General features: G+C 42.1%; 27 protein-coding genes and 3 pseudogenes. 17 read left to right on the plus strand and 13 right to left on the minus strand.

What is annotated here, in order from left to right; translation table 11 throughout:
* Window positions 1-2 precede the first annotated feature (2 nt).
* Both znuC and FTU38_RS03995 read right to left on the minus strand, forming a co-directional pair.
* Window positions 3-764 carry a zinc ABC transporter ATP-binding protein ZnuC gene (gene znuC, locus FTU38_RS03990; protein ID WP_373683079.1) on the minus strand — a complete coding sequence of 254 codons (762 nt, stop codon included), beginning with the start codon at window positions 762-764 and terminating at the stop codon, window positions 3-5.
* 2 nt (window positions 765-766) lie between these two features.
* On the minus strand, window positions 767-1,264 hold the full coding sequence (locus FTU38_RS03995) for a transcriptional repressor (RefSeq protein ID WP_168378806.1): 498 nt from the start codon (window positions 1,262-1,264) through the stop codon (window positions 767-769).
* A 139-nt stretch (window positions 1,265-1,403) separates the two neighbouring features.
* Here FTU38_RS03995 and FTU38_RS04000 point away from each other — a divergent pair, with 139 nt between their 5' ends.
* The 11 genes from FTU38_RS04000 (at window position 1,404) to FTU38_RS04050 (ending at window position 10,045) form a co-directional block, all read left to right on the plus strand.
* Complete coding sequence (locus FTU38_RS04000) at window positions 1,404-2,243, plus strand: metal ABC transporter solute-binding protein, Zn/Mn family (RefSeq protein WP_180110610.1); 840 nt, start codon at window positions 1,404-1,406, stop codon at window positions 2,241-2,243.
* Window positions 2,244-2,413: 170 nt separating this feature from the next.
* Window positions 2,414-2,812, plus strand: a complete 399-nt coding sequence (locus FTU38_RS04005; RefSeq protein ID WP_078194025.1) for an ATP synthase subunit I — start codon at window positions 2,414-2,416, stop codon at window positions 2,810-2,812.
* Window positions 2,813-2,915: 103 nt separating this feature from the next.
* Window positions 2,916-3,791: a F0F1 ATP synthase subunit A gene (gene atpB / locus FTU38_RS04010; RefSeq protein ID WP_078194024.1), complete on the plus strand. Its 876-nt coding sequence runs from the start codon at window positions 2,916-2,918 to the stop codon at window positions 3,789-3,791.
* 84 nt (window positions 3,792-3,875) lie between these two features.
* Window positions 3,876-4,121, plus strand: a complete 246-nt coding sequence (gene atpE / locus FTU38_RS04015) for a F0F1 ATP synthase subunit C (protein WP_000424060.1) — start codon at window positions 3,876-3,878, stop codon at window positions 4,119-4,121.
* Between the two features lie 38 nt (window positions 4,122-4,159).
* Complete coding sequence (locus FTU38_RS04020; protein WP_078191477.1) at window positions 4,160-4,630, plus strand: F0F1 ATP synthase subunit B; 471 nt, start codon at window positions 4,160-4,162, stop codon at window positions 4,628-4,630.
* Window positions 4,631-4,642: 12 nt separating this feature from the next.
* Complete coding sequence (locus FTU38_RS04025) at window positions 4,643-5,179, plus strand: F0F1 ATP synthase subunit delta (RefSeq protein ID WP_078191476.1); 537 nt, start codon at window positions 4,643-4,645, stop codon at window positions 5,177-5,179.
* A gap of 42 nt (window positions 5,180-5,221) precedes the next feature.
* Window positions 5,222-6,766, plus strand: coding sequence for a F0F1 ATP synthase subunit alpha (gene atpA / locus FTU38_RS04030; RefSeq protein WP_180110611.1), 1,545 nt, complete (start codon window positions 5,222-5,224; stop codon window positions 6,764-6,766).
* Window positions 6,767-6,854: 88 nt separating this feature from the next.
* Window positions 6,855-7,724: a F0F1 ATP synthase subunit gamma gene (gene atpG, locus FTU38_RS04035; protein WP_078191474.1), complete on the plus strand. Its 870-nt coding sequence runs from the start codon at window positions 6,855-6,857 to the stop codon at window positions 7,722-7,724.
* Between the two features lie 29 nt (window positions 7,725-7,753).
* On the plus strand, window positions 7,754-9,148 hold the full coding sequence (atpD, locus tag FTU38_RS04040; RefSeq protein WP_078191473.1) for a F0F1 ATP synthase subunit beta: 1,395 nt from the start codon (window positions 7,754-7,756) through the stop codon (window positions 9,146-9,148).
* A 26-nt stretch (window positions 9,149-9,174) separates the two neighbouring features.
* Window positions 9,175-9,594, plus strand: a complete 420-nt coding sequence (locus FTU38_RS04045; protein ID WP_078191472.1) for a F0F1 ATP synthase subunit epsilon — start codon at window positions 9,175-9,177, stop codon at window positions 9,592-9,594.
* A gap of 145 nt (window positions 9,595-9,739) precedes the next feature.
* Complete coding sequence (locus tag FTU38_RS04050; RefSeq protein ID WP_180005339.1) at window positions 9,740-10,045, plus strand: hypothetical protein; 306 nt, start codon at window positions 9,740-9,742, stop codon at window positions 10,043-10,045.
* Between the two features lie 6 nt (window positions 10,046-10,051).
* Here the strand turns inward: FTU38_RS04050 and FTU38_RS04055 are convergent, their stop codons facing one another.
* On the minus strand, window positions 10,052-10,495 hold the full coding sequence (locus tag FTU38_RS04055) for an AAA family ATPase (RefSeq protein WP_180005338.1): 444 nt from the start codon (window positions 10,493-10,495) through the stop codon (window positions 10,052-10,054).
* 105 nt (window positions 10,496-10,600) lie between these two features.
* Between FTU38_RS04055 and FTU38_RS04060 the strand changes: the two genes are divergently transcribed.
* A complete protein-coding gene (locus FTU38_RS04060) occupies window positions 10,601-11,068 on the plus strand; it encodes a hypothetical protein (protein ID WP_180110612.1) in 468 nt (155 codons plus the stop codon).
* Window positions 11,069-11,075: 7 nt separating this feature from the next.
* Here FTU38_RS04060 and FTU38_RS04065 read toward each other — a convergent pair.
* The 5 genes and pseudogenes from FTU38_RS04065 to FTU38_RS04085 form a co-directional block, all read right to left on the minus strand.
* Window positions 11,076-12,090 (minus strand): annotated as a pseudogene (locus FTU38_RS04065) (pirin family protein).
* Window positions 12,091-12,247: 157 nt separating this feature from the next.
* On the minus strand, window positions 12,248-12,871 hold the full coding sequence (locus FTU38_RS04070; RefSeq protein WP_180110613.1) for a hypothetical protein: 624 nt from the start codon (window positions 12,869-12,871) through the stop codon (window positions 12,248-12,250).
* Window positions 12,872-13,014: 143 nt separating this feature from the next.
* Window positions 13,015-13,392 (minus strand): RcnB family protein, encoded by a 378-nt coding sequence (locus FTU38_RS04075; RefSeq protein WP_078191466.1) that lies wholly within the window; start codon window positions 13,390-13,392, stop codon window positions 13,015-13,017.
* Window positions 13,393-13,613: 221 nt separating this feature from the next.
* Entirely contained in the window at window positions 13,614-14,159 is a 546-nt protein-coding gene (locus tag FTU38_RS04080) for a glutathione peroxidase (RefSeq protein WP_111885877.1), read from the minus strand.
* 144 nt (window positions 14,160-14,303) lie between these two features.
* The gene (locus FTU38_RS04085) at window positions 14,304-15,062 is read right to left on the minus strand and encodes a helix-turn-helix transcriptional regulator (protein WP_180022165.1); all 759 of its coding nucleotides are present in this window, start codon (window positions 15,060-15,062) and stop codon (window positions 14,304-14,306) included.
* Window positions 15,063-15,184: 122 nt separating this feature from the next.
* Between FTU38_RS04085 and FTU38_RS04090 the strand changes: the two genes are divergently transcribed.
* Window positions 15,185-16,066 carry a DMT family transporter gene (locus FTU38_RS04090; RefSeq protein WP_180079238.1) on the plus strand — a complete coding sequence of 294 codons (882 nt, stop codon included), beginning with the start codon at window positions 15,185-15,187 and terminating at the stop codon, window positions 16,064-16,066.
* Window positions 16,067-16,503: 437 nt separating this feature from the next.
* Here the strand turns inward: FTU38_RS04090 and FTU38_RS04095 are convergent, their stop codons facing one another.
* From FTU38_RS04095 to FTU38_RS04105, 3 genes are all read right to left on the minus strand, one after another.
* On the minus strand, window positions 16,504-17,073 hold the full coding sequence (locus tag FTU38_RS04095) for an L-threonylcarbamoyladenylate synthase (RefSeq protein WP_180063288.1): 570 nt from the start codon (window positions 17,071-17,073) through the stop codon (window positions 16,504-16,506).
* 31 nt (window positions 17,074-17,104) lie between these two features.
* Window positions 17,105-18,286, minus strand: a complete 1,182-nt coding sequence (dprA, locus tag FTU38_RS04100; protein ID WP_180110614.1) for a DNA-processing protein DprA — start codon at window positions 18,284-18,286, stop codon at window positions 17,105-17,107.
* Between the two features lie 110 nt (window positions 18,287-18,396).
* Complete coding sequence (locus tag FTU38_RS04105) at window positions 18,397-19,551, minus strand: LysM peptidoglycan-binding domain-containing protein (RefSeq protein ID WP_180035143.1); 1,155 nt, start codon at window positions 19,549-19,551, stop codon at window positions 18,397-18,399.
* 119 nt (window positions 19,552-19,670) lie between these two features.
* Here FTU38_RS04105 and def point away from each other — a divergent pair, with 119 nt between their 5' ends.
* The 3 genes from def (at window position 19,671) to FTU38_RS04120 (ending at window position 22,854) form a co-directional block, all read left to right on the plus strand.
* Complete coding sequence (def, locus tag FTU38_RS04110; RefSeq protein WP_078191459.1) at window positions 19,671-20,201, plus strand: peptide deformylase; 531 nt, start codon at window positions 19,671-19,673, stop codon at window positions 20,199-20,201.
* An 81-nt stretch (window positions 20,202-20,282) separates the two neighbouring features.
* Window positions 20,283-20,711 (plus strand): DUF2946 family protein, encoded by a 429-nt coding sequence (locus FTU38_RS04115; protein WP_180009530.1) that lies wholly within the window; start codon window positions 20,283-20,285, stop codon window positions 20,709-20,711.
* Between the two features lie 73 nt (window positions 20,712-20,784).
* The gene (locus FTU38_RS04120) at window positions 20,785-22,854 is read left to right on the plus strand and encodes a TonB-dependent copper receptor (RefSeq protein WP_180110615.1); all 2,070 of its coding nucleotides are present in this window, start codon (window positions 20,785-20,787) and stop codon (window positions 22,852-22,854) included.
* 47 nt (window positions 22,855-22,901) lie between these two features.
* Here FTU38_RS04120 and FTU38_RS04125 read toward each other — a convergent pair.
* Window positions 22,902-24,107 (minus strand): annotated as a pseudogene (locus FTU38_RS04125) (oxygenase MpaB family protein).
* Between the two features lie 95 nt (window positions 24,108-24,202).
* On the opposite strand from FTU38_RS04125, the gene FTU38_RS04130 reads away from it, so the two are divergent.
* Entirely contained in the window at window positions 24,203-24,799 is a 597-nt protein-coding gene (locus FTU38_RS04130) for a TetR/AcrR family transcriptional regulator (RefSeq protein ID WP_180005328.1), read from the plus strand.
* A 104-nt stretch (window positions 24,800-24,903) separates the two neighbouring features.
* Here FTU38_RS04130 and FTU38_RS04135 read toward each other — a convergent pair.
* Window positions 24,904-24,995: pseudogene (locus tag FTU38_RS04135) on the minus strand (IS5/IS1182 family transposase); the annotation flags it as partial.

Here is a 24,995-nt window from a genome sequence, read left to right on the forward strand (position 1 = left end):
AATTATGCTTCCGGTTCAGGGTGAATATGAGGACGAGAGTCATGCTGGCAAGGCGTTGCACTATCGCCATGCGCACAGTGATCATGATGGTGTTGATAGAACACACGGTTTGTCCCAAAGATCGCTTGATATTCAGGATGTTGCTGCACATTTTCAGGCAAGCCACTACAGCAAATATGCTTATTGAGGCAAACCACACGATGTGTTCCTTGCATGACCCACTGTAAGTCATGAGAAACCATCAAAACTGCACAGCCATATTTTTCAGGCAAGCTACGCACGTAGTCATACAGTTCCGCTTCAGACTGGATATCCAGACCTTGCATGGGTTCATCTAGAACCAATACATTCGGTTGACGCAATAAAGCCCGTGCAATCAGAACGCGTTGACGTTCGCCGCCCGATAATTGCTGAACTTTAGATTGTTGTAACTTGGCAATGCCTGTATCACGAATAATTTCTTGCTTAATGCTGGCATCACATTTTTCTAGGGCCAATAAATCACACACACGTAGCGGTAAGCTGTGTGATGGATTAAATTTTTGTGGCACATATGAAAATTTTAATTTTTGTGTGCTGATCACTTTGCCAGATACAGGTTTTACAATACCTAACAACACTTTGATGAGCGTGGATTTGCCTGCACCATTGGGACCGATTAAGGTGACAATTTCTTTTTCGTGTAAGGCGAAATCTACATTTTTTAAAATGTCACGTTCATCGATTCGGACATGAACATGCTCTAAAGCCACAATGGGCTTCATATTTAGTGTTTGCTGCGGCACTGCTGACAGATCCCTGAAATTTCAATAATACTGTGATGTGCAGTAAAGCCATCGGATGCAGACAATTCATCGAGTTGCGCCATCAAGCCTTGAGCAGATGCTTCTTTGACTAATTTACAATCGGTGCAAATCAGAAATGCAGCTTGATGTCCTTCGCGCGGATGACAACATGGGATATAAGCATTAATCGACGTTAGGCGGTGAATCAAACCTTTTTCAAGCAGAAAATCCAGCGTACGGTACACTGTCGGTGGAGCTGCAGGTCGGTCAGACTCACTTTTGATTTTAGCCAAAAGGTCATAAGCGCCCATTGGTCCTGTTGCATTTAAGATCAGTTCTAATACTTCTTTACGCAAGGGAGTAAGCCGAGCACCCGTCGCACTACAGAGACTCTCAGCTTCAGCAAGGCGCTGTTCGACATTATGATGATCGTGTACACCATGCAAAGCATTATGATGTTCGTGTGAACATGCGCTCATAGCCAACCTCGAGTACGAAACTGTATAAAGAAAAAGACTTTAAATCTTAACATGAAGCGTAAGGACTTACGAACAGACGTAGGTTTTTTTACGATTTTGTTATATTATAACACTATTCATTTTATGGTGCTCTCTTCCCATGTCCCGTGTATTTCTTTTTTGTGGTTTGGCTTTATTTAGTGTGATGAGCTGGGCGCAAGGCCTCGTTGTTTCTACACAACCGATTTATCTAATCGCGAAGGATGTACTCAAGGGTGTAGAGCAGCCAAAACTATTGCTTGACCATCAATCTGGACATGATGTGAGTTTGACGCCTGCGCACCGTAAAACCGTGCAAGATGCTAATCTCGTTTTATGGTTAGGCCATGCACACGAAGCACCTTTAGCAAAAATGTTGGGTGAAAGTGGCAAAAGTATCGCTATTTTAGACTCAGGCATTATCAGTGCTTTGCCATTACGGGATGTCCGAGGCAATGCATTAAAAGGCACAATCGATACCCATGTCTGGCTTGAACCTAACAATGCGGTTCGAATCGGCTTTTTTATTGCTGCTTTACGTTCACAACAGTTTCCAGAACATCGTGAAAAATATTGGGCTAATGCGCGTGCATTTGCGCAGAAACTCTTGATCACAGCCCAAAAAACAGATGTGTCGAGCCGTGCTCAACCTTACTGGTCTTACCACGATGCCTATCAATATCTTGAGCGCTCACTGAATTTGAAATTTACCGGTGCGTTGACAGATGATCCACATGTCGCACCGACATTGGCACAAATCAAATACCTGAAAGACCATCGTGCACAGCCAAAAGTATGCTTACTTGCAGAAGCACATGCCAGCCAAAATCAGTATCAAAAGCTCGGTGGCATCGTCTTTCAGCCGGTGGACGAAACCATGAGTGGGGCAGGGGATTTTGTAACAGCATGGAAGATGTTGGCTGATAAAACCCTGAAATGCACACTAAATGCGCGAAAGTAATGTAAAAAACAAACAACTATTGATTAGTTTGAAAGCAGTTTACCAATTTAAAAAAACACGACTAAGGTCGGGAAAAGATTGCAAGTTAAGGGGTGTAACTCTATAATGCCTGCGATTAAAAATAATCATCAGTTAAACTTGTCAAGCAGAATTGCTGTGAGTGAACAAAAATGAGTCGAACTAGTCGCATGATTGATCGACGATTAGCGAAAGCTTTAGTCATCTTACAAGCAGTAATGATTCCTGTTTCAGCCCTGATTGGTTGGGTCCTTAAAGACACAATCACAGCATATAGTGCAGCTTTGGGTGCGTTGGTATGCTGGCTAGCAAGTAGCTACTTTTCATGGCAGTCGTTTCGTGCGGCTGGTGCCCGCGCCTCTAAACAGGTGCTGTCAAACATGTATCGTGGCTTAATGGGCAAGTTTGCAATCGTGATTGTTGGATTCATTTTGATTTTGATCAATGTCAAACCGTTGTCAGCGGTGGCATTGTTTTGTGGTTTTATGCTCGTACAAAGTATGTCGTGGGTCGCTCCTTTTTGGGCAACACGCTTAAAAAAACGAGTATAAACACAACAAAAAAATTGAAAAGTTTTTTGGAGAGTAACGAGATATCAGGCAGCACGCGATATTCGTTTTCTCTATTAGTTTTGACATTGACCAGGTGTGATTTATGGCTGCTGAAGAACATGCCCTTACTTCGACCGAGTACATTCAGCATCACTTGACTAACATGACCTATGGCAAAATGCCAGATGGTACTTGGAAGTTAGCTGAGACTGCTAAAGAAGCTCAAGAGATGGGGTTCACTGCTATTCACTTGGATTCAATGGGTTGGTCTATCGGCCTTGGTATTGTTTTCTGTTTGTTGTTCTGGGTTGTGGCGAAAGCTGCAAACTCTGGTGTTCCGACCAAGTTCCAGTCTGCAATCGAAATGATTATCGAGTTCGTTGACTCAAGTGTCCGTGACACTTTCCATGGCAAATCGCGCTTAATCGCGCCGTTAGCGTTGACCATCTTCGTGTGGATTTTCCTCATGAACTTGATGGACTTGATCCCTGTTGACTGGATTCCTTATACAGCTCAATTGATCGGTGCTAACGTGTTTGGTATGGATCCTCACCACGTTTACTTCAAAATCGTTCCATCTACTGATCCTAACATTACCCTTGGTATGGCATTGTCAGTATTTGCGTTAACTATTTTCTATAGTATCCGTGAGAAAGGTCTTGTCGGATTCGGTGCAGAATTTGCACTTAACCCATTTAACCCAAGTAACCCAGTTTTAAAAGCATTACTTATTCCAGTAAACATTATTCTTGAATTAGTAACTTTTATTGCACGTCCAATCTCATTGGCTCTACGACTGTTCGGTAACATGTATGCGGGTGAGTTGATCTTCATCTTGATCGCATTATTGCCGTTCTGGATCCAGTGGGCGTTGTCTGTGCCTTGGGCGATCTTCCATATTCTTGTTATTACGTTACAAGCATTCATTTTCATGATGTTGACTATCGTATATATGAGTATGGCTAGCGAAAAGCATTAATGGTATTGCTCAACTGTCAAAGGGTGGTTGGGCACACAATTTTTTAACTTAATTTGGTATAAACCTAACCTCTGAGGAATTATCATGGAACTCACTTTAGGTCTAGTTGCAATTGCATCTGCTATCTTGATCGCTTTTGGTGCTTTAGGTACTGCGATTGGCTTTGGTCTTCTAGGCGGCCGTTTCTTAGAAGCTGTTGCTCGTCAACCAGAATTGGCTCCACAACTTCAAACTCGTATGTTCTTAATCGCGGGTCTTCTTGATGCTGTGCCTATGATCGGTGTTGGTATTGGCTTGTTCTTCATCTTCGCTAATCCATTTGTAGGTTAATCAGCTTAATTCCTAAATTAAACTATTGAGGAATAGCAATGAATATCAACCTCACATTGATTGGCCAAGCGATTGCTTTTGCGATTTTTGTCGCATTCTGCATGAAATTTGTTTGGCCACCACTAATCAATGCGATTAGTGAGCGTCAGCGTAAAATCGCTGATGGCTTAAACGCTGCTGAAAAAGCGAAAGCTGACCTTGCGGATGCGCAAGCACAAGTGAAAGCTGAATTAGATGCGGCTAAAGCACAAGCGGCTCAATTGATCGAACAAGCGAACCGTCGTGGTGCGCAATTGGTAGAAGAAGCGCGTACTCAAGCTGCGGCTGAAGGTGAGCGTATTCGTCAACAAGCTAAAGAAGCTGTTGATACTGAAATCAATGCTGCTCGCGAAGAATTACGTCAACAAGTTGCTGCTCTTGCAGTTACTGGCGCAGAAAAAATTCTGAACCAGCAAGTTGACGCAGAAGCTCACAATGCCATGCTGACTCAGCTGGCTGCTAAACTTTAAGAGAGGCGGATTATGGCTGAACTCTTGACGTTGGCACGCCCATACGCTAAAGCAGCATTTGCTTACGCTTCTGAGCAAAATGCAACTGACGCTTGGTCAAATGCATTAAACTTGCTCAGTGCTGCGGTGCAAGACGAAGCATTTTCAGCTTATCTAAATCGCCCTGAGCTTACTCCTGCTGAGCAGGTAAGTGTTTTCGCAAAAGTTTTAGGTGAAGACCAGACTGCAGCAGTGTCAAACTTTTTGACATTGCTTGCTGATAATGACCGTCTGGCACTTCTTCCTGAAATTTCAGAAGAATACGAACAGCTCAAATCACAGAATAACAATACTGTGGATGTAGTGATTGAATCTGCATTCCCATTGACTTCTGTACAAGAACAGTTACTTGCGCATGCATTAGAGAAAAAATTCGAAGCTGCCGTAAATGTTTCAGTAGAAGTTAACCCAGCGTTGATCGCAGGTGTAGTTATTCGTGCAGGCGACCAAGTGATAGATGATTCTGCGCTTAACAAGCTTGAAAAAATGCGGACTCGTCTTCTTGCTTAACAGCTTGAAGACTGAACTTTAAAAAGATTGAGGTATAGCGCAATGCAACAACTGAATCCATCCGAGATCAGTGCGCTCATTAAACAGCGTATCGGCGATCTGGACACCAGCGCGACCGCTAAGAACGAAGGGACCATTGTTATGGTTTCCGACGGTATTGTGCGCATTCACGGCCTTGCTGATGCAATGTACGGTGAAATGATCGAATTCGACGGCGGCTTATTTGGTATGGCACTGAACCTAGAACAGGATTCAGTGGGTGCCGTTGTCTTAGGTAACTACTTAAGCCTTCAAGAAGGTCAAAAAGCGCGTTGCACAGGTCGTGTATTAGAAGTTCCGGTTGGTCCAGAACTTTTAGGCCGTGTAGTAGATGCTTTGGGTAACCCAATTGATGGTAAAGGCCCTATTGACGCAAAACTTACTGATGCTGTTGAAAAAGTAGCACCAGGCGTAATTTGGCGTCAATCAGTGGATCAACCTGTACAAACTGGTTATAAATCAGTAGATACAATGATCCCTGTTGGTCGTGGTCAACGTGAGTTGATCATCGGTGACCGTCAAACTGGTAAAACAGCTATGGCGATCGATGCGATCATCGCTCAGAAAAACTCTGGCATTAAATGTGTATACGTAGCAATTGGTCAAAAACAATCGACTATCGCTAACGTTGTGCGCAAGCTAGAAGAAACTGGCGCTATGGCGTACACAACTGTTGTAGCAGCTGCTGCAGCTGATCCTGCAGCGATGCAGTATCTTGCTCCATATGCTGGATGTACAATGGGTGAGTACTTCCGTGACCGCGGTGAAGACGCGCTTATCATTTATGATGACTTGTCTAAACAAGCTGTTGCTTACCGTCAAATTTCATTGCTTCTACGTCGTCCACCAGGTCGTGAAGCATATCCTGGTGACGTATTCTATCTACACTCACGTTTACTTGAACGTGCTTCACGTGTATCTGCTGACTACGTTGAGAAATTCACTAACGGTGAAGTTAAAGGCCAAACTGGTTCATTAACTGCATTACCGATTATTGAAACTCAAGCCGGTGACGTATCTGCATTCGTACCTACTAACGTAATTTCGATTACTGACGGTCAGATCTTCTTAGAAACATCATTATTCAACGCAGGTATTCGTCCTGCTGTGAACGCGGGTATCTCTGTATCACGTGTTGGTGGTTCTGCTCAAACTAAGATCATCAAAAAATTGTCAGGTGGTATCCGTACCGCTCTTGCGCAATACCGTGAATTAGCTGCGTTTGCTCAGTTCGCTTCTGACCTTGACGAAGCAACTCGTAAACAGCTTGAACATGGTCAACGTGTAACTGAGCTTATGAAGCAAAAACAATATGCTCCATACTCAATTGCTGACCAAGCTGTTTCAATTTATGCATCTAACGAAGGCTACATGGCTGACGTAGAAGTGAAGAAAATCGTTGCATTTGATGCTGCGTTGATCTCTTACTTCCGTTCAGAAAATGCTACGTTAATGCAAAAAATTGACGAGACTGGTGCTTACGATAAAGAAATCGAAGCAGCAATCAAAGCAGGTATTGAAAGCTTTAAAGCGACTCAAACTTACTAAGATTCAACGATGTTGAATCTGGTTCTGGTTTGGTTCACGGATCAACCTTCGAAAGCTCGAAAGGGCTTTCGAATACTAGGTTAAGCGTATGGCAAATTTAAAAGAAATTCGCGCCAAAGTAGCTAGTATCAAAAGCACGCAGAAAATTACTCGCGCGATGCAGATGGTAGCAGCTTCTAAGATGCGTCGTGCGCAAGAGCGCATGGCTCAAGGCCGTCCGTATGCCGAAAATATGCACCGTGTAATTGCTCATTTGGTACAAGCGAACCCTGAATACAAACACCGTTATATGGTTGAACGTCCTGTAAAGCGCGTTGGCTATATCATTGTTTCTTCAGATCGCGGCCTTGCTGGTGGTTTGAACATTAACTTGTTCAAAAAAGTGGTCAAACACGTACAACAGCAACAAGAGCAGTCAATTGAAGTTCAATTTGCTTTAATTGGTCAAAAAGCGGTTTCGTTTTTTAAAAACTACGGCGGTAAAGTTCTTGGTGCAACTACAAACGTAGGTGATGCTCCGAGTCTTGAACAGTTAACTGGTTCTGTACAGGTGATGTTAGACGCGTTTGATAAAGGCGAGTTAGATCGTATTTATCTAGTGTCAAACGGCTTTGTCAACGCCATGACTCAAAACCAAAAAATCGAACAGCTTGTTCCTTTAGCAGCTGCTGAGGAAAGCGAAGGCCTAAATCGTCAATACGGTTGGGACTATATCTATGAACCAGAAGCTGAAGAGCTTTTAAATGGTTTATTGGTTCGTTACATTGAGTCTATGGTTTATCAAGGTGTGATTGAAAACATCGCATGTGAACAGTCTGCTCGTATGGTTGCAATGAAAGCTGCAACTGATAACGCGGGTGAATTGATCAAGAGCCTACAACTTATTTATAACAAGCTGCGTCAAGCCGCGATTACTCAGGAAATCTCTGAGATCGTTGGTGGTGCCGCTGCCGTTTAACATTATTAGTTTGAATTGAGGAGACAGCAATGAGTAGCGGTCGTATCATTCAGATCATCGGCGCGGTTATCGACGTCGAGTTTGAACGTAACAGCGTTCCTAAGATCTATGACGCTCTCCATGTTGATGGTACTGAAACTACATTAGAAGTTCAGCAGCAACTTGGTGATGGCGTAGTTCGTACTATTGCAATGGGTTCTACTGAAGGCCTTAAGCGTGGTCTTACTGTAACTAACACTGGCGCGCCTATCTCTGTACCTGTAGGTACTGCATGTTTAGGTCGTATCATGGACGTTCTTGGTCGCCCTATCGACGAAGCTGGTCCTGTTGGTACTGAAGCTCGTTTACCAATTCACCGTCAAGCGCCTTCTTATGCAGAACAAGCGGCTTCTACTGACCTTTTAGAAACTGGTATTAAAGTAATTGACTTACTTTGCCCGTTCGCTAAAGGTGGTAAAGTTGGTCTGTTCGGTGGTGCCGGTGTTGGTAAAACTGTAAACATGATGGAGTTGATCAACAACATCGCGAAAGCTCACTCAGGTTTATCTGTGTTTGCTGGTGTTGGTGAACGTACTCGTGAAGGTAACGACTTCTATCACGAAATGAAAGACTCTAACGTTCTAGACAAAGTAGCAATGGTCTACGGTCAGATGAACGAGCCACCAGGTAACCGTTTACGCGTAGCGTTGACTGGTTTGACTATGGCTGAGTACTTCCGTGACGAAAAAGACGAAAACGGTAAAGGCCGTGACGTTCTATTGTTCGTCGACAACATCTATCGTTATACACTAGCGGGTACTGAAGTATCAGCACTTCTAGGTCGTATGCCATCTGCAGTAGGTTACCAACCGACTCTTGCAGAAGAGATGGGTGTTCTTCAAGAACGTATTACGTCTACTAAGTCTGGTTCTATTACGTCCATCCAAGCGGTATACGTACCTGCCGATGACTTAACAGATCCATCGCCTGCTACTACCTTCGCTCACTTGGACGCGACTGTTGTATTGAGCCGTGACATCGCATCTTCTGGTATTTACCCAGCGATCGATCCACTTGACTCTACTTCACGTCAGTTAGATCCACTTGTAGTGGGTACTGAGCATTACGAAATCGCTCGTTCAGTTCAAAACGTTCTTCAACGTTACAAAGAATTGAAAGACATTATCGCAATTCTTGGTATGGACGAATTGGCAGAAGAAGACAAACTTACTGTATACCGTGCACGTAAGATCCAACGTTTCTTCTCTCAACCGTTCCACGTAGCTGAAGTGTTTACTGGTGCTCCTGGTAAACTTGTACCGCTTAAAGAAACAATTCGTGGCTTTAAAGGTCTTCTAGCTGGTGAATACGACCACATTCCAGAACAAGCGTTCTACATGGTTGGTGGTATTGACGAAGTTATTGCTAAAGCTGAGAAACTTTAATTAGTTACCTAATTTAGGAGATTCTCATGTCAACTATGCAATGTGACGTTGTAAGTGTTAAAGAGTCTTTGTACTCTGGCACTGTAACTATGCTAATTGCTAAAGGTGCTGGTGGTGAGTTGGGTATTATGCCTGGCCATGCGCCACTAGTAACTTTGCTCAAGCCGGGCGCAATCCGCGTTCTGCTTGAAAATGGTACAGAAGAATTAATCTATGTATCAGGTGGTGTACTAGAAGTTCAACCGCACGTTGTTACTGTACTTGCAGATACTGCAGTACGTGCTGACAACCTTGATGAAGCAGCAATTATTGAAGCGCGTAAACAAGCTGAACAATTGTTAGCAAATCAAAAGAGCGACTTGGACTCAGCTGCTGCTTTGGCTGCTCTTGCAGAAACTGCTGCTCAGTTGGAAACCATCCGCAAAATCAAAAACCGCGCTCAATAAGACGCAGTTTGAGATTGAAAGAGCCACCCGAAAGGGTGGTTTTTTTATCCCTAAATTCTTTGAAAAACTGATCAATCTAAAGTTGAATATATTTTATTCAATACAATCTTTATAGTGATTAAATTCAATCAGCTAGCATTGCACAATGAACCTTATTGCCTATGAGCCGCATTTTTGGGAACTTTATCAAGACTTTGATCAATATTACTTGAGCATTGCGGTTGATCTCAGTTCTGTCGTGTCATGTTGGGATGTTGAACTCACCCATGAAGAAGTCCAGCAATATGAACACCGTGGGCGCGTGAGTATTCAAGAACTGGCAAACTCGATGGTCGCTGCTGCTTATAAAGGTGATTTTGCTTCATTAGAAAGTCGTTTAGTGAAACCATATGAGCGTCAGGCCATGCAATCGGCTTTTAAAAAATGGCAAGATAGCCAAAAAGCAGGTTAATGCTCGTTATTCATGCATGGGTAAAATTGAAAACTCGCCGTGACTGATAATTTTAATTTTAAAAATTTGATCAAAGCCTTCATCTTGTGACGGAACTTGAAGCTTTCGATAGGTCGCATGCACGCCAACTTCTGGAATATGAGCTTTGCCTTCACGAAAACTGTTACGCTTTAAGGTACTGTCCAAATCGGTTTCAAAATAATAAGCAATCACTTCAAAACCTGCATCAACTGCGCGTTGGATATAGCGAGCACGAGCTTCCCGATCTGGGTTGGTATTATCAATCACCATTTTGGTTTTGGATGCCAAACCTGCTTCAAAGATTATATTTTCCCGATGTCGGGTTTTCAACATATCCAAATTAATACGTAAATGGCTATGATATAAATTCAACATGTAAAAGGTTGATTTGCCAGAGGCTTGAACGCCTGTAAAAATAATCAGCTGCATAGTATTTGCAATGAAAGCACGGAATGAATAGTAGAGTATTAAATCAGCAACCCAGTTTTGCTACAATCTCTGCAAAATAAATAAGAACAAGTTGCAAAGGTCCGTATGCACAAATTTTTCACCAGTTTATCGCTGTGTCTTTGTTGTGGTTTGCTCGTTGCATGCCAAAGCCAATACGTCACGACACCCAATCTTCCCACTGAAGCTGCACTTGTCGCTGAATCGGTTGATAATGGCATCAGTACGGAGCTTAAAATCCCATATATGACCGCCTTTCGAAATCTGCGACAAGCCTATAATCACTGTGTTGCGTTTACAGCGAACAATCGCTACGTCTATACCGATAATCGTTTAGAAGAGCATTTGGAGCAGGGGACATTGATGGCACGTACTGAGCATGGGGCGTATTTGCATAAAATGTTGGTCGAAAGTTTAGATCCACAGACGACACGTATTACCTTATTTTTACCGAAGCAATATACCTTTGCCCAAGCACGTTTTAAACAAGATGTTCAGCGCGCACTTGGACAAGATAAAAACTGTAATACTTTTGAATTTGCTCAATCCAACTAATTGAACTTTAAGACGCTTGTGAGTTTTCCTGCTCTGGGTGCTCTACACGTTTACCGCCTTCATAACTGGCAAATCGAGCCTGATCACGTTTGAAAACCGGTGCAGGTGTTGGCCAAGGCCAATCTCCAAAATGGGTTTCACGATAGCGTTTAAAAGCCGCATCGAGTTCTTCCGTGGTATTGAGCACAAATGGACCGCGCATCGCCACGGGTTCATTAATCGGTTCACCTTCTAACCACAGAATCCGTGCTTCTAATCCACCTGCTCTGAGATGGACGTCGGCATCTGATTGGAGTTCAACCAAATGCTTCATCTGAATGGTTTGACCTTCTATTTCTAATGTATTGCCTTGATAGAAATAAGCAAAACGGTTGGAGCTACTTGTTGTTGCGGGAATCACCAACTCCGCACCTGCTTGCATGGTGATTAAATAAATGTTGACTTTATTTTCTACGGCAGCCGCCCATGAGTGTGGCGGTCTTGAAATGGCATCAGTGGTTTTGAACTGCCCCGAAATCACGCGGATATCCGATTTTTTTTCCTTCACTATCCGTTTCAAAGACGTGAGGAATCTCTTCACGCCAAAACATTTTATAGTCAGCATCATGGGTTTTCTGTTCAGCTGATGAATTAAACCAAATTTGGAAAAGTTCAAAAGGATTGGCTTTATCTTCATGCAGTAGGGGGAACATTTCACAGTGTTCAACGCCATTGCCTGTAGACAGCCATTGCACATCACCCGCAGCATAACGTCCGCCATTGCCTAATGAATCGAAATGATCGACATAGCCTTGTTCAACCAAGGTAATGGTTTCAAAGCCAGTGTGTGGATGCTCTGGAAAACCTGGAACCACATCGCCATAGTACATATTGAATTCATCTTTTTCTGCGGCAGTTTTTGGCCCCATGTCTGCATTTGCAGCAGGAAAATGATCAATATGATGAGCAGTAAATAAGAAAGGATCTTTTAAATCTAAACGAAAGGTAATGGGTGTAATGTTATAAATCACAGCGTTTGACATAACTGTTCCATCATTGGCTTTATTATTAAGCATTAACCTAAAAGGAAAAACAGTCGTGTTCTATAGCGGAACTGTAAGAAAAAAGCGTTAGCTCAAGGTCTAACGCTTTTTTGATTTACAACAGGTGGAATGCAATGGAAATACTAAATTTCGCTACTTATTCAGTTTTAGTGGTTGCATTAGATGAGCTTTTAGCTGCTTGGTCTTGGATCAACATACCTGCCAATTTCAGCATTTCCGCTTGAATATTGCCCATTTGATTTTGAATTTTCTGAAAATCAACTTTGCTTAAATCGACTTGTCCATTGAGAAAAGGTGAGGCCAATACTTGCTGATTCGCTGCCTGTAAATTGCTGCGAATATCATTAATTTCAGTGCTTTTTAGATTTAAATCATTCAAAGCTTGATTGAAACCTTTGAGCTGCTGTTGTAGCTGGGTTGCCGCTTTTTGCAATTGGAGATGGTCTTGATTGCTGACTGCGGCTTCTAAATCGACCTGCGTTTGTTTGAGTTGTTCAACATAATTGCCGGCTTTAAGTTGCATATCCGCAACATCGCGAACGATATAAAACATATTGCCGCTTTTTAATTGGCTTTGATCGGTCGCCTGACTATGTGTCGCAGATTGATCTTCGTTTGTTGATGTTGTTGCAGGGCGATCATTTTCTGCTGTGATTTCTTGTTCCTGTTGCGGTGCTGTAGCAGGTTCACAACCAATCAGCACCAAAACACCACTAAAAATGGTAAAAGGGAGAAGGGCATTCTGCACAAGCTTTTTCATTCAATCATCACTATGTGTTAAGTCTATGCTTTGAATATAGGGGCAGAATGTGGATTAAAAATAGATTGTTGCAAAGCAATAACAAAATAATCGCTTGAACAAAAAAAAGAGGGCATTTGCCCTCTTTTGATGTTTTGGTGGGTTTAACCCGCAATGATTTTGATAATGGCGTGGCTGACGGCATTCATTAAAATGTAGTCGCCATTCACTTTAATCCATTGCTGGTTTTTGCCTGGTTTAGACAATTTTTTGTATTTGGTGTGGTCTACTTTGTAGCTATGACCACGGTATTCAGAAGGTACTTTTTGTCCAGAACGCCAATCATGTGAAGGATTTACCGCTTTTTTCTTGTTCTGGCTTTGGTTTTTTACCGGTGTGTTTTGTTTAGTGTGCTGTTGAGCTTTCGTATTTTGGTTATGCGCAGGTGCATGTTGTTGGCTATTTTGCGGTGCAGCCATTGCTGGAGCAGCAACAAGTGCTGTCGAAATAGATAAAACGATAGCTTTCATTAATGTATTCATAAGTTCACCTGTTTACTGCTGAATGTGATTTGATAAGACTCATCATAAGGAGTATTTACAGGGAAACTTTGAACGATGTGTATGTGAAATATTAAAATAATGAATAAATTATGTAAATTATCATTATGTGATAATTAATGGTTATTATAACGATATTTTAAAATGATCAATCTCAGTTAAAATCACAATAATCTTAACTGAGAGATTGAGAAATTGTCGAATTATTTGGCTAATTCAGCGTTAATGGCATCGACAATACGTGCATCATCTGCCTTGATGTCAGGTGCAAATCGAGCCACAACTTCACCTTGTTTATTCACGAGGAATTTTTCAAAGTTCCAGAGCACTTCAGGCTTTGGATTTGGTGTTAAACCGTATTCAACTAAATCATCCCACCATGGGCCTTCACCAATGCGTTCAGGAATGGCTTGGGTTAAGGTTTGATAAAGTGGGTGTTTATCTGCGCCTGCAACAGAAATTTTTGCAAAAAGTGGGAAATCGACCTTGTAGTTGATGGAGCAAAATTCTTGAATTTCAGCTTCAGAACCAGGTTCTTGTTCTAAAAAGTTATTGGCAGGAAAACCTAAGACTTCAAAACCTTGTGATTTCTTTTCTGTATAGAGTTTTTCTAGGCCTTCATATTGCGGTGTTAGCCCACATTTAGAGGCCACATTGACCAATAATAAAACCTTGCCTTGGTATTGATTGAGTGTGGTGTCATCACCTTGGATGGTTTTTACCGGGATATCGTAAACTGAAGCTGACATATTCGTTCCTAATTGAAGTTGTGCCTTTCATCCTTGTTTTAAAGGGAAATCTGGTGAACAGCAAGCTTTTATCGATAGGCTTTTCGCATAATTTTTGTAGTAGTTTGCAGAATTCGAGCTGATGCTTGCTTGAGTGCTTGGCATTTAACTAGTGGCACGGTGTTGGTTTGGGGTTTTTCCTGTATAGCGTTTAAAAAACTCAATAAAGCTTGAGCTGTGTTGATAGCCCAATTCATAGCTGAGAGCTTTAATAGACTGACCAGCACGGAGTTGTTGAATGGCATAAATAATTTTTGCACGGTTTCGCCATTCAGAAAGGCTCATTTGCAGTTCGTTCTGACTCAGCCGCAGTAACTGACGCCCACTCAAACCGACATTGGATAAGCATCGTTGTAGGCTCAAACTAAAATGATCTACATCTGCAAGCTGCGCCAAGATCGGCTTTAACACCGCATCATGGCTTTGCGGTAAATAATGTTGATGTTTGGGTGCAGTTTTTAACTGGTCGAATAAGACCTGTAGTAGGTGTCGATAGGGTGGTGTGGTATGTTGCTCTGTAGGAAAGGCCAAAATTTCTTGCACCAACAAACGAAAGAAAGGCTGGATGCTAAATACTTCCGTCTGCTTGGGGAAATTTATGCAGAGATCAGGTGCCAGTCGGATTGCCACATAATGAATAGGTTGCTCATCAATCGCGACTGAGCAATGTTCTGTATGTGGGGGAATCCACACCCCATAACTGGCAGGTGAGAGATGGTGTTGCCCTTGTATCTCATATTCGAAAATACCATCGAGACAAAAATTAAAATCACCCCAAAGACAACTGTGCGGATAGACCGTATCTAATGTGGTGTAGTGCGCTTCAAAAAGCTCGATTTGTTGTTCAATCGGTGCTGATGTCATATATGCCTAGGTGTCGATGTCTGAACTACAATATAAATGTCTGAAATCATGTATTTCAATTAAAACAGACATCACTCAAAATACCTAGACCAATCTTTGCACGATATATTGAGGAGTCAGACATGTTGCTTCAAGCGCGTTGGGCGAAATTTGCAATTTGTTTGCCTCTGATCGCAGTATTTATATGGTCGTTAAATATTACCGTCACCCGCTATGTAACTGATTATATTTCACCAGTCAGTATCAGTTTTTATCGATGGTTTATTGCATTTTTGATCCTAACCCCCTTTATGCTCAAAACCGTTTGGCAGCAAAGACAGCTTATCGGGCAGCATTGGCAGCAATTGGCTGTGCTGAGTGCTTTTGGCATGGTGTTATATCAAGGCTTGGGCTATACCGCTGCGCATTATACGACGGCGACCAATATGGGTATCATCAATGCCTTTATCCCTGTTTTTACGATTGCGGTTGCATTTTTCATACTGAAAGATGTGCCTAATCGCTATGCCATCTTAGGCTGTGCGATTTCATTTACGGGGCTATTGTTTGTCATTGCGCAAGGAGATTTCAGTCAATTACTGAATATGGGCGGACATTTCGGCGATATCCTCATGATCTTCGCAGTGTTTTTCTATGCCTTTTATGGGGTGTTTTTAAAAAAATGGCAATTGAAACTTCCGCTACTGTTGAGTTTATATGTACAAATTTTCTTTGCCGTTTTATATCACTTGCCATTCGTGTTGTATTTAGGCATTGACGCGATTAATCCTGCGAATGCGCCAAGTGTATTTTATGCGGCAATTTTTCCATCATTGATTGCACCGTTGGTATGGATGTTGGCTGTGCAACATCTCGGGCCGAATCGCACCAGTATTTTTATGAATTTGATGCCGGTATTTACCGCGATCATTGCTTATTTCTGGTTGGCTGAGCAGTGGATGATTTATCATACTGTTGGCACAGTGATGGCGATTACTGGGGTGATCTTGGCGCAGCGTAAGTAAATCTAGTAAAAAAGTTGAAAATTTACGAGAAGTGCTGATTAAAAAACAAGCAAACAAACTTATTTTTTATAGAGCAAATCTTTTGAAAATGGATTTTTGAGTGTAAAACTGAATTAAAAAAACAAATTCTCGTCTTAAAAATCAATCAAAAATAGATACATATTTTGACTAAGTAGTTATAAAATCAGAAATAAAGTGCTTATCAGTAGTTTTATTTATATAAAAAATATATTTGTTAAATTTAAAAAAATATTACATAATACTTTCATCGTAAATGAGGAAGTAATTCTTAATAATTACTTGATATTTACCCAGAGATTGCAAGACCCTCTGGATGTGATTTTATACACATCCTTTTTATGCTCAGCCATCCCTATATGGCTGAGCTTTTTTTTGTTTGTATTTTCTAAAAGGCAGGTATAGACAGGCATCCGAGCTTATGCGCGGATGATTTCACCTGTTTCAGCATCAATAATTTTGCTTGGTTCTTGGCTTAGGCCGAGATCACCATTTAAGTAATTTAGTTCATTGGCAAAATACTGATTGGCTTCTTGTAAGGAACGTGCAGGGGTTAATCCTGCAGGATTGGCACTAGTAGACACAATAAAGCCATTAAAAGCTTGGCATAAAGCCACACATAAAGAGTGGGTCGTCACACGGACTGCGACTTTTGGATGATTGCCTTTAATCCATGTTGGAATATGGTCGCCAGCCGGTAATAACCATGTAGTTGCACGTTCATTGGGTTTACGGTTGGTCCATGTCGCAATGACCTGCTGACGCATATCTTCTGTTAAGCCTTGGAGCAGGTGTTCAACTTGAGCGACATTGGCCGCCAATAAAATCACGCCTTTTTCAATGGGACGTTGTTTTAAGTGCAAAATTTCGAGAAAGGCTTGCTCATTGTAGGGATCACAGCCCAATCCCCAAACAGCCTCTGTAGGATATGCGAGAACCTGACCTTTTTTAAGACAGGAAGCTGCTTCTGCAACAGAGGTGGTAATCATTTCTATAGACCTTATCTGATTCGACAAAGGACTATTGTGAACCTAATTTACCCATTCGACAACGTAAGTAGTGTCCGGCTTGTTGTGTGGCATAGCCCATTAACTCTAATTCCATCAGTTGACTGGTCAATGTCGCGGTATCAATTTTGAGTTGAATGGACAATTGATCAAGGCTTTGGCCGACCCAATCAAGCTGCCGATACAGCGCAATTAAATGTTCTGGGATAGGTTCGGGTGGAGGGGTGTCCGGTGTTGCTGTTTCGGGTGTCGCTATTTCGGTGTTTGTTAAGGTTTCGGCAGCCTGCGATTGCCATTGTGTAGCCAATGCCAAGTCTTCAATGACCTGTTGTGGATGATCAATCAAAATTGCACCTTCGCGTATGAGTTGATGGCAACCTTGATGTGACTCACTATAAATATGGCCTGGGATGGCAAAAATAGATTTGCCTTGTTCGGCAGCGCGTTGAGCTGTGATAAGTGAACCACTTTTTAATGCCGCCTCCGCCACGATGACACCAAGGCTGAGCCCACTGACGATACGATTTCGATGTGGAAAATGGTGTTGCAGGGGTGGAGTGTGTGGAAGAAACTCACTGATTACGGTCCCACCATGTTGGATGATCTCTTGTCTTAAACGCTGATGTGCGGTCGGATAAGTTTGATCTAAACCTGTACCCATCACGGCAATGGTTCTGTGGTGTTGTATGGCAGCGCGATGTGCCGCTTCATCAATTCCTTGTGCTAAACCGCTATTAATATAGAACCCTTGCTCACTCAGATAATAAGCAAAATCATAAGCAATTTGCCGACCTTGGGGACTGGGTTTGCGGCTACCCACAATCGCAATTTGGGGTTGCATCAAGGCTTGAGCATTACCTTGCCCAAATAGAATGGGCGGCTTGTCGCTATAAGGTAACAGCTGTTGTGGATAGTTTATATCTTCAGGAATCAGTACAAAGTCACTGTATTGTTGAATATCCTTGAGACATTTTTCAAAGCTAAGCTGTCCACTTTGATTATGAAATTCTTCAAAGCGCTGTAAATGATTTTTATGCAGTCCTAATTTTTGCCATGTGGTGATTTGATCAGGCTTAAGGGCGTGGTGTAGGGCAGGATAGTGCTGCTGAATTTTATAGAAACTACGAAGTGAGTGTTGCACCACAAACCACAGGCGAATGTAATCTAAATGCAAGTCAGTTAATGAATTGAGCATAATGAGACCTTTGAATATGTCTTCTTTTTATGGTTTAAAATTATCAGTGATATCGTTGTTGGATAATAAAAATGAGGCTGAAATACAGCCTCATTTTTATGGATTTGGTCTTAGTCATCCATCAGTGGCGGCTGAATCGTTGCACCCACTTTGATTGGTAATTCGCTTTCAAGTACATAAGCATAGCTTAAGTTATCGAACGCTTTGAATACCATGATGTTGCCAATACGTTGTCCTGGAAGTTGAACACGTTCTTTGGTTTTCGGATCAGTCACGATTTCACCTTTTTGGTTCACGCTAAAGACTTGACCAGATTGAACACCTTGCAAGCTACCACGGTCGATCGTCACCACACTGTGAACCGCTGCAGTACCAATCGAGCCCATGACACGAACAATACTACCGCCAGCAGTGACATTTTCAGCATTGGTTGGATAGAACAGCGTTGGCAGCATTGGGTCATATTCAGGAAGAACACGATCGCCACGACGAACTTCGGCATTATAAGTATCGGTTAGTTCTAAAGTGGTAATGTCATTTTCACCACGAACAGCAACACCTGAAGCGACTTGAGTCAGTTCTAAACCTGCGTTGTATTTTTTGCCATTTGCATCGGTAAAGATGTACGGTTCGCCTTCACGGTAAACAGCATAACGTTGACCAACTTGCATACCTTGGCCGCGTGCATAAACTGTTTGGCCTTTGGCTGCCAATACACGTTGATCAGCTGTACCTAAAATGTAAGGTGTGCCTTCCACAGAATCAGCTGCAACAATCATGCTGCGCTCAAGCCATTGCTTAATATATTCCAATGGAATAACAGGAATCGCACTATTTAGGGATTCAACACGAACTTGTGGTTGAAGTTTAGTGCCACCTGTATAGCGACGAATAATGCCTTCACAACCATCACCTTCATCCTTACCGATGATTGGGCGGCCATTGTAGGTACACATTAATAGGCGGTCACCTGGGAAAATCCAGTGCGGATTTTTCACGTGTTTATTGCTCGCCCAGATTTCAGGCCAGCGCACAGGATTTTTTAAGAAACGCTTGGAAATATCCCACAACGTATCGCCTTTTTTCACCACATAAACTTGAGGCGCACCTGCCTTCAATGATGGTGGATTGACGTTACGAGCAGGGGCAGCTTCTGCAACACTGACCATTCCCATCCCCACACTTACACAGACTGTAAGTGCCAATAATTGTTTTTTAAACCCCAAGGCACTAAAAGTTGGCATGCCCTTCAAAACCTTTTTCATTATCATAATTCCTAAAATTATGTATGTAACTGCGTTATAATAACGATATTACACACAATTTTTTGATGAAGCATTCCTTCATTTTGTTTTTTGATCAATGGCATAAGTGAGGACGTCGTATGGCCTTATTACCTATTTTAAGTTTCCCCGATCCCCGTCTTCGTACCATTGCAAAACCAGTCGAAGAAGTTACTGATGAAATTCGTCAGTTAGCAGCCGACATGTTTGAAACTATGTATGAAGCACCGGGAATTGGCCTGGCAGCAACACAGGTAGATCACCATATTCAGCTGATAGTCATGGATTTATCTGAAGAAAAAGATCAACCCATGGTGTTTATTAACCCCAAAATTACGCCATTGACGCAAGAGACGCAGCCCTATGAAGAAGGCTGTTTATCAGTGCCTCAAATATACGATAAAGTTGAGCGCCCGTCACGTGTAAAAATTCAGGCAATTAACCTTGAAGGTCAATCATTTGAAGTGGAAGCGGACGGACTTCTCGCAGTTTGTATCCAACATGAAATGGATCACTTAAATGGTAAGTTATTCGTCGACTATCTATCGCCTTTGAAACGTCAACGTGCACGTGACAAAGTGGAAAAATTGGTTCGCCAACGTCAAAAAGATAAAGTCGCAGTTAAACGTTAATTGATCGCGGTTAAAAAATACCTGAGACAAGCCCAATTTCGATTGGGCTTTGTTATACTTGGGTCAGACAAATGTTAGGGTTTGCTTGTATTGTTTCGTAGTGGAGTGCTGCTGTCCTTTGCAGCCGTTTTTTTGCAGATTGCTGTTTTTTTACAGCCATTGTTGCCCAAGCAATATCAAGTTGCTCCGGTCTGCGAAACCATTACGCGTGCACTTTTACTTCCCAATGTTCATGCTGAACATACCGCACATTCACACCATTCATCTTCCGCTCACGCTGAGCAAGTTCAAGTCGATCATACTGGCCATGAACATGATGCCAGTCATCAATGTCAGTATTGTACAGTCTATGGCAATTTGGTTTTGCCCCCTGAACTTGATGTAAAAGAAGTGCTTGATCGAATTCAAGTTCGTTTAATTGCTTTTCAAAAAGCTTTCAAGCATGTCTGGTTTGTTCTTCAACAACTCTTTTTACTTCCGCAAGGTCGAGCCCCACCACTCGCTGCATAAATCCGACGTTTTTTTTAACTTGGGTCTTTGAGGACTCAGGTACGCCTTTATTTATGTATTTTGTGAGATAAACATGGCTCAGCCTAAATTTTTTCTACAGCCTCTTGCGGCTGCAATTTGTGTTGCCTGCTATTCAACTTCTGTGATGGCTGACGAGATGTCCGTAGAGATGACGAAAACCAATGCGGTACAGACTTTGGCACCGATTGTGGTGACATCACATCAGGGGAATGATGCCAATGGCCTGATTGTTCGTGCCAATCCCAAACAGCCGATTCAACCGATACCTGCCAGTGATGGGGCTGATTATTTAAAAAGTATTGTAGGTTTTAGTGCTATTAAAAATGGGGGAACCAATGCAGATCCAACCTTCCGTGGCATGTTTGGTTCACGCATTAAAATTTTGACCGATGGCACAGAAAATCTAGGGGCGTGTCCGAGTCGTATGGATGCACCAACTTCTTATATTTCCCCTGAAAGTTATGATCGAATTTCAGTAATTAAAGGACCTCAAACGGTTCAATATGCCAATACAGGTTCTGCTGCAACAGTCTTGTTTGAACGTAAACCTGAACAGTTGGATGCTGATAAAAACTACCGTGGTCAAGCCAGTGTGATGATCGGTTCTTATGGTCGTTTAGATCATAATGTCGAAGCGGCCGTGGGGGATGAACATAAATATGTCCGTTTAAATGCTAGCCGGTCTGTTGCAGACAGCTACCAAGATGGAGATGGTAATACTGTGCCGTCAGACTGGGAGCGTTGGAATACAGATTTGGCACTCGGTTGGACGCCAAACGAAGATACATGGGTAGAACTTACTGGAGGTAAAGCCGATGGTGAGGCGGTATACGCAGGCCGTTCAATGGATGGTTCGCAATTTGCCCGTGAAAGCTTAGGCCTTCGTGTCGAGAAAAAGAATGTCACGGAGGTGATTAAAAAAATCGAAGCACAGGTCAACTATAGTTTTAATGATCATGTCATGGATAACTTCAGCTTACGTGAGTTTCAACCAAGTGGCATGATGAATATGCCAATGGCATCGAATGTTGCTCGCAGAACATTAAATGCACGTATGGCTGTGACACATGAATGGGATAAGATTGACTTTGTCACAGGCATTGACACACAGAACAATGAACATAGCATTCGCAAAGGGATGCGCAATAGCTATAAAGACAAAGCACGTGAACCCGATATGAAGTTTCAGTCATATGGTGGTTTTGGAGAAGTCAGTTATCAATTGAGTGACAACAATAAGTTGGTTTCGGGACTTCGTCTCGATCAAGTACAAGTGAAAGATGAGCGCGCCGCTTCGAAAGCGAGTGGCTATAACACGGAGCTGAATGAAACATTACCAAGTGCTTTTATTCGTTTTGAAAATAAGCACCCTGAACATGACAATGGTAAAACCTATATCGGTCTAGGCTATGTAGAGCGCATGCCAGATTATTGGGAATTATTCAGCCCAAAATCAGGAAATGGTCATAACAATACATTCAATCATATTGATACAGAAAAAACGCTTCAGTTAGATATGGGTTATCAACATGAACATAGCGCTTTGAATTCCTGGGTATCGGCTTATGCAGGTTTAGTGAGAGATTATATTTTAACAAGTTATAAGTCTGGATCAGGAATGATGAAGGGTATGGAAGCACATAGCCGAAATGTGGATGCCACCATTGCGGGAGCTGAAGCAGGGATTGGCTATCAATTTAGCGATCATATTCAAGCCGATGTCAGCGCAATGTATGCGTGGGGTAAAAACACCACAGATGGCAAGCCATTACCACAAATCTCACCGTTAGAAGCACGTATCAACTTACGTTATATCCAAGATAATTATACTTTGGGAGCATTCTGGCGTGTGGTTGATGGGCAAAATCGTATCAGTGCGCACCAAGGCAATATCGTGGGTTATGACCTGAAAGAAAGTGCAGGATTTGGCACACTGTCTTTAAATGGTACTTATCATATTGATGAGGGTGTAGATGTATCTGTGGGTGTGGATAATCTCTTGAATAAAACTTATACCGAACATCTAAATAAACTGGGTGATGCAGGGACAGGTTTAGCGACTGATCAACAGTTTAATAATATCGGTCGCAATTATTGGGCACGTATTTCGATGAAATTCTAAGTCCTGACATTTGTCATCTAAAAAGCAGAGCGATCGCTCTGCTTTTTTTATTGGTGCATACTGGCCAGTTGTTTGGCCTTACTTTGATACAGTGCTAAACCGAGTTTTTGAATCGCACGGCCTTTTTGCTGTAATTTTTGATTTAAACTTGGGACATGCTTAGCGCCTGAATACAGGACAAGATTTCTAGCCAATAAATAATAGGCAAACCATGCGGCGGACTGTGGTTTGAGCCCTAATTTATGCATGCGTTTTTTGCCAATAAAAAATTGTGTCAGCTCCAGATGTTGTCGATAAGCCAGTTTTTGCTGAAGTGCTCGGAGGTATTTGTACTGTCGTTCAAAAGGTTCTTTAGAGAGACTGGCGCCGAGAGCCATACTGCTTGCATCAGATTGAGGATGTACAAATTGCATCCAATACAACAGTTTCCAACCATCAGATTCTTTTTCAATTAACCATTTGTCATCAATACCCATCAACCAACCCACATAACGCCAAAAGTGCAAAAAGCTTTCAGTCTCTTGTTTTGATGGAAAAATCCCTAAAGCGCGAATGCCCAAAAGTACCACACTGCTAAAGGCAAGATTGGTCATCGCCAAGTCAAATTGATTCATCGGCACCCCCCTCGTTGCAAAATCCCAGTCTTTACCTTTTTGGAGTTGATGCCGTACCACAGCATGAATAAAACGCACATAAATCGTCGATGTAAATCCCGCATACAAACGTTCGAGTCCGCGTTCTTCAGTGATATCTACCTACCATTTTGTGGTTTCAGCCAGACGTGTACCTGCTTGTTTATTTAAAGCACCGGTCAGCATGAGCGGCTGATTGAAACCGGGGAAGAGATAACCCACCATGAGTGAAAGATCTCGCAATATAAAGCCATTGTTAATCCCTAGGCGATGGGTGAATTCAAGGGCTTGCTGTATTTTTTCTGGCTCTAACCAAGGCGGTGTTTGTTCAACATGCTTAAAAAAATGCTCGAGCTCAGGAATAGGAAAGGGGAGCTGCTCGACACCTTTAAATAAGGCGATTTCAAAATATTCACGATGCTGTTTAGGGTTCTGCATCATCCACGTGAGCACTTTTTCCATCTGTGGATCACCACATTGCAAGGCTTTATTGAGGGCAAAATATTGAGCGTAATTTGGCTGTGCAGCCTGACCCGTCAAATGAGACAACAGAAAACTCAGTAGATTAGATTGCTGCGTGGCCTGAAATGAAGCCAGTCGGGTATTGAAGTGAGTGGTCATGTTTTGATCTTCAATGTTATTGTTTCATACCACACTAATATGAATATTTATTCGCATTCAATTCGCATAACACTATCGCATTGGAGAGCAATAGAATGAGAAAAAGACCACAACAACAACGCGCGAAAATGATCGTGGGAAACATTTTGCAAGCTGCGCAGTTGTGTATTGCAGAACAAGGTTTACTGGAGCTGACGACGCCCAAAATTGCGGAAAAATCTGGCGTGAGCGTTGGGTCAATTTATCAATATTTTGAAAATAAAGAACAAATCGTAGAAGAGTTACTGCTCAGAAAATCAGAACAATTGGGGTTAGCACTAAAAAATATAGTCGTGGAGCAAGAGCTGCACAGTATTTATGAGGTGATCCCACTTTGTATTCAGTTTGGCTTTGATATGTTGAAAGCTGATCGCGGCTTCTTCATTGAAATCTTGAAACATTGGCATCAATACAGTCATTCAGATGCCTCTCAGGTTTTGGAAAAGCATTTTTTTGAAGTTGGGATGTATTTATTTAATCGTTATTATTCACATTGGAACTTTGAAACGCTGAAACATCGCTCTTTTGTGATTATTAACAGTACTTTATTTACCATGATGCGCTATGTGAGCAATAATAGTTTTTTAATTACAGAACAGCAGCTTAAAGTGGAATTGTCGAAGATGATTTTGGCGTATTTAGATAGTGAATAACACTGAAAAAATTAAAGTTGTCGATTAAAGAATCTATTTAATTCAGATCTAAGATATGTGAAGATAGATTAGGGTGTGTTGACATTTACAGCCGATAAATTGAGCTAAAGAGGCAACCATATAAATATACAAGCTAAAGCAACAGCGCTTTGATAGTTACGTTTTAGCTTATCGTATCTTGTGGCAATTCCTCTAA

Source organism: Acinetobacter sp. YH12098, assembly GCF_013419235.1.
Classification (GTDB): Bacteria; Pseudomonadota; Gammaproteobacteria; order Pseudomonadales; family Moraxellaceae; genus Acinetobacter; species Acinetobacter amyesii.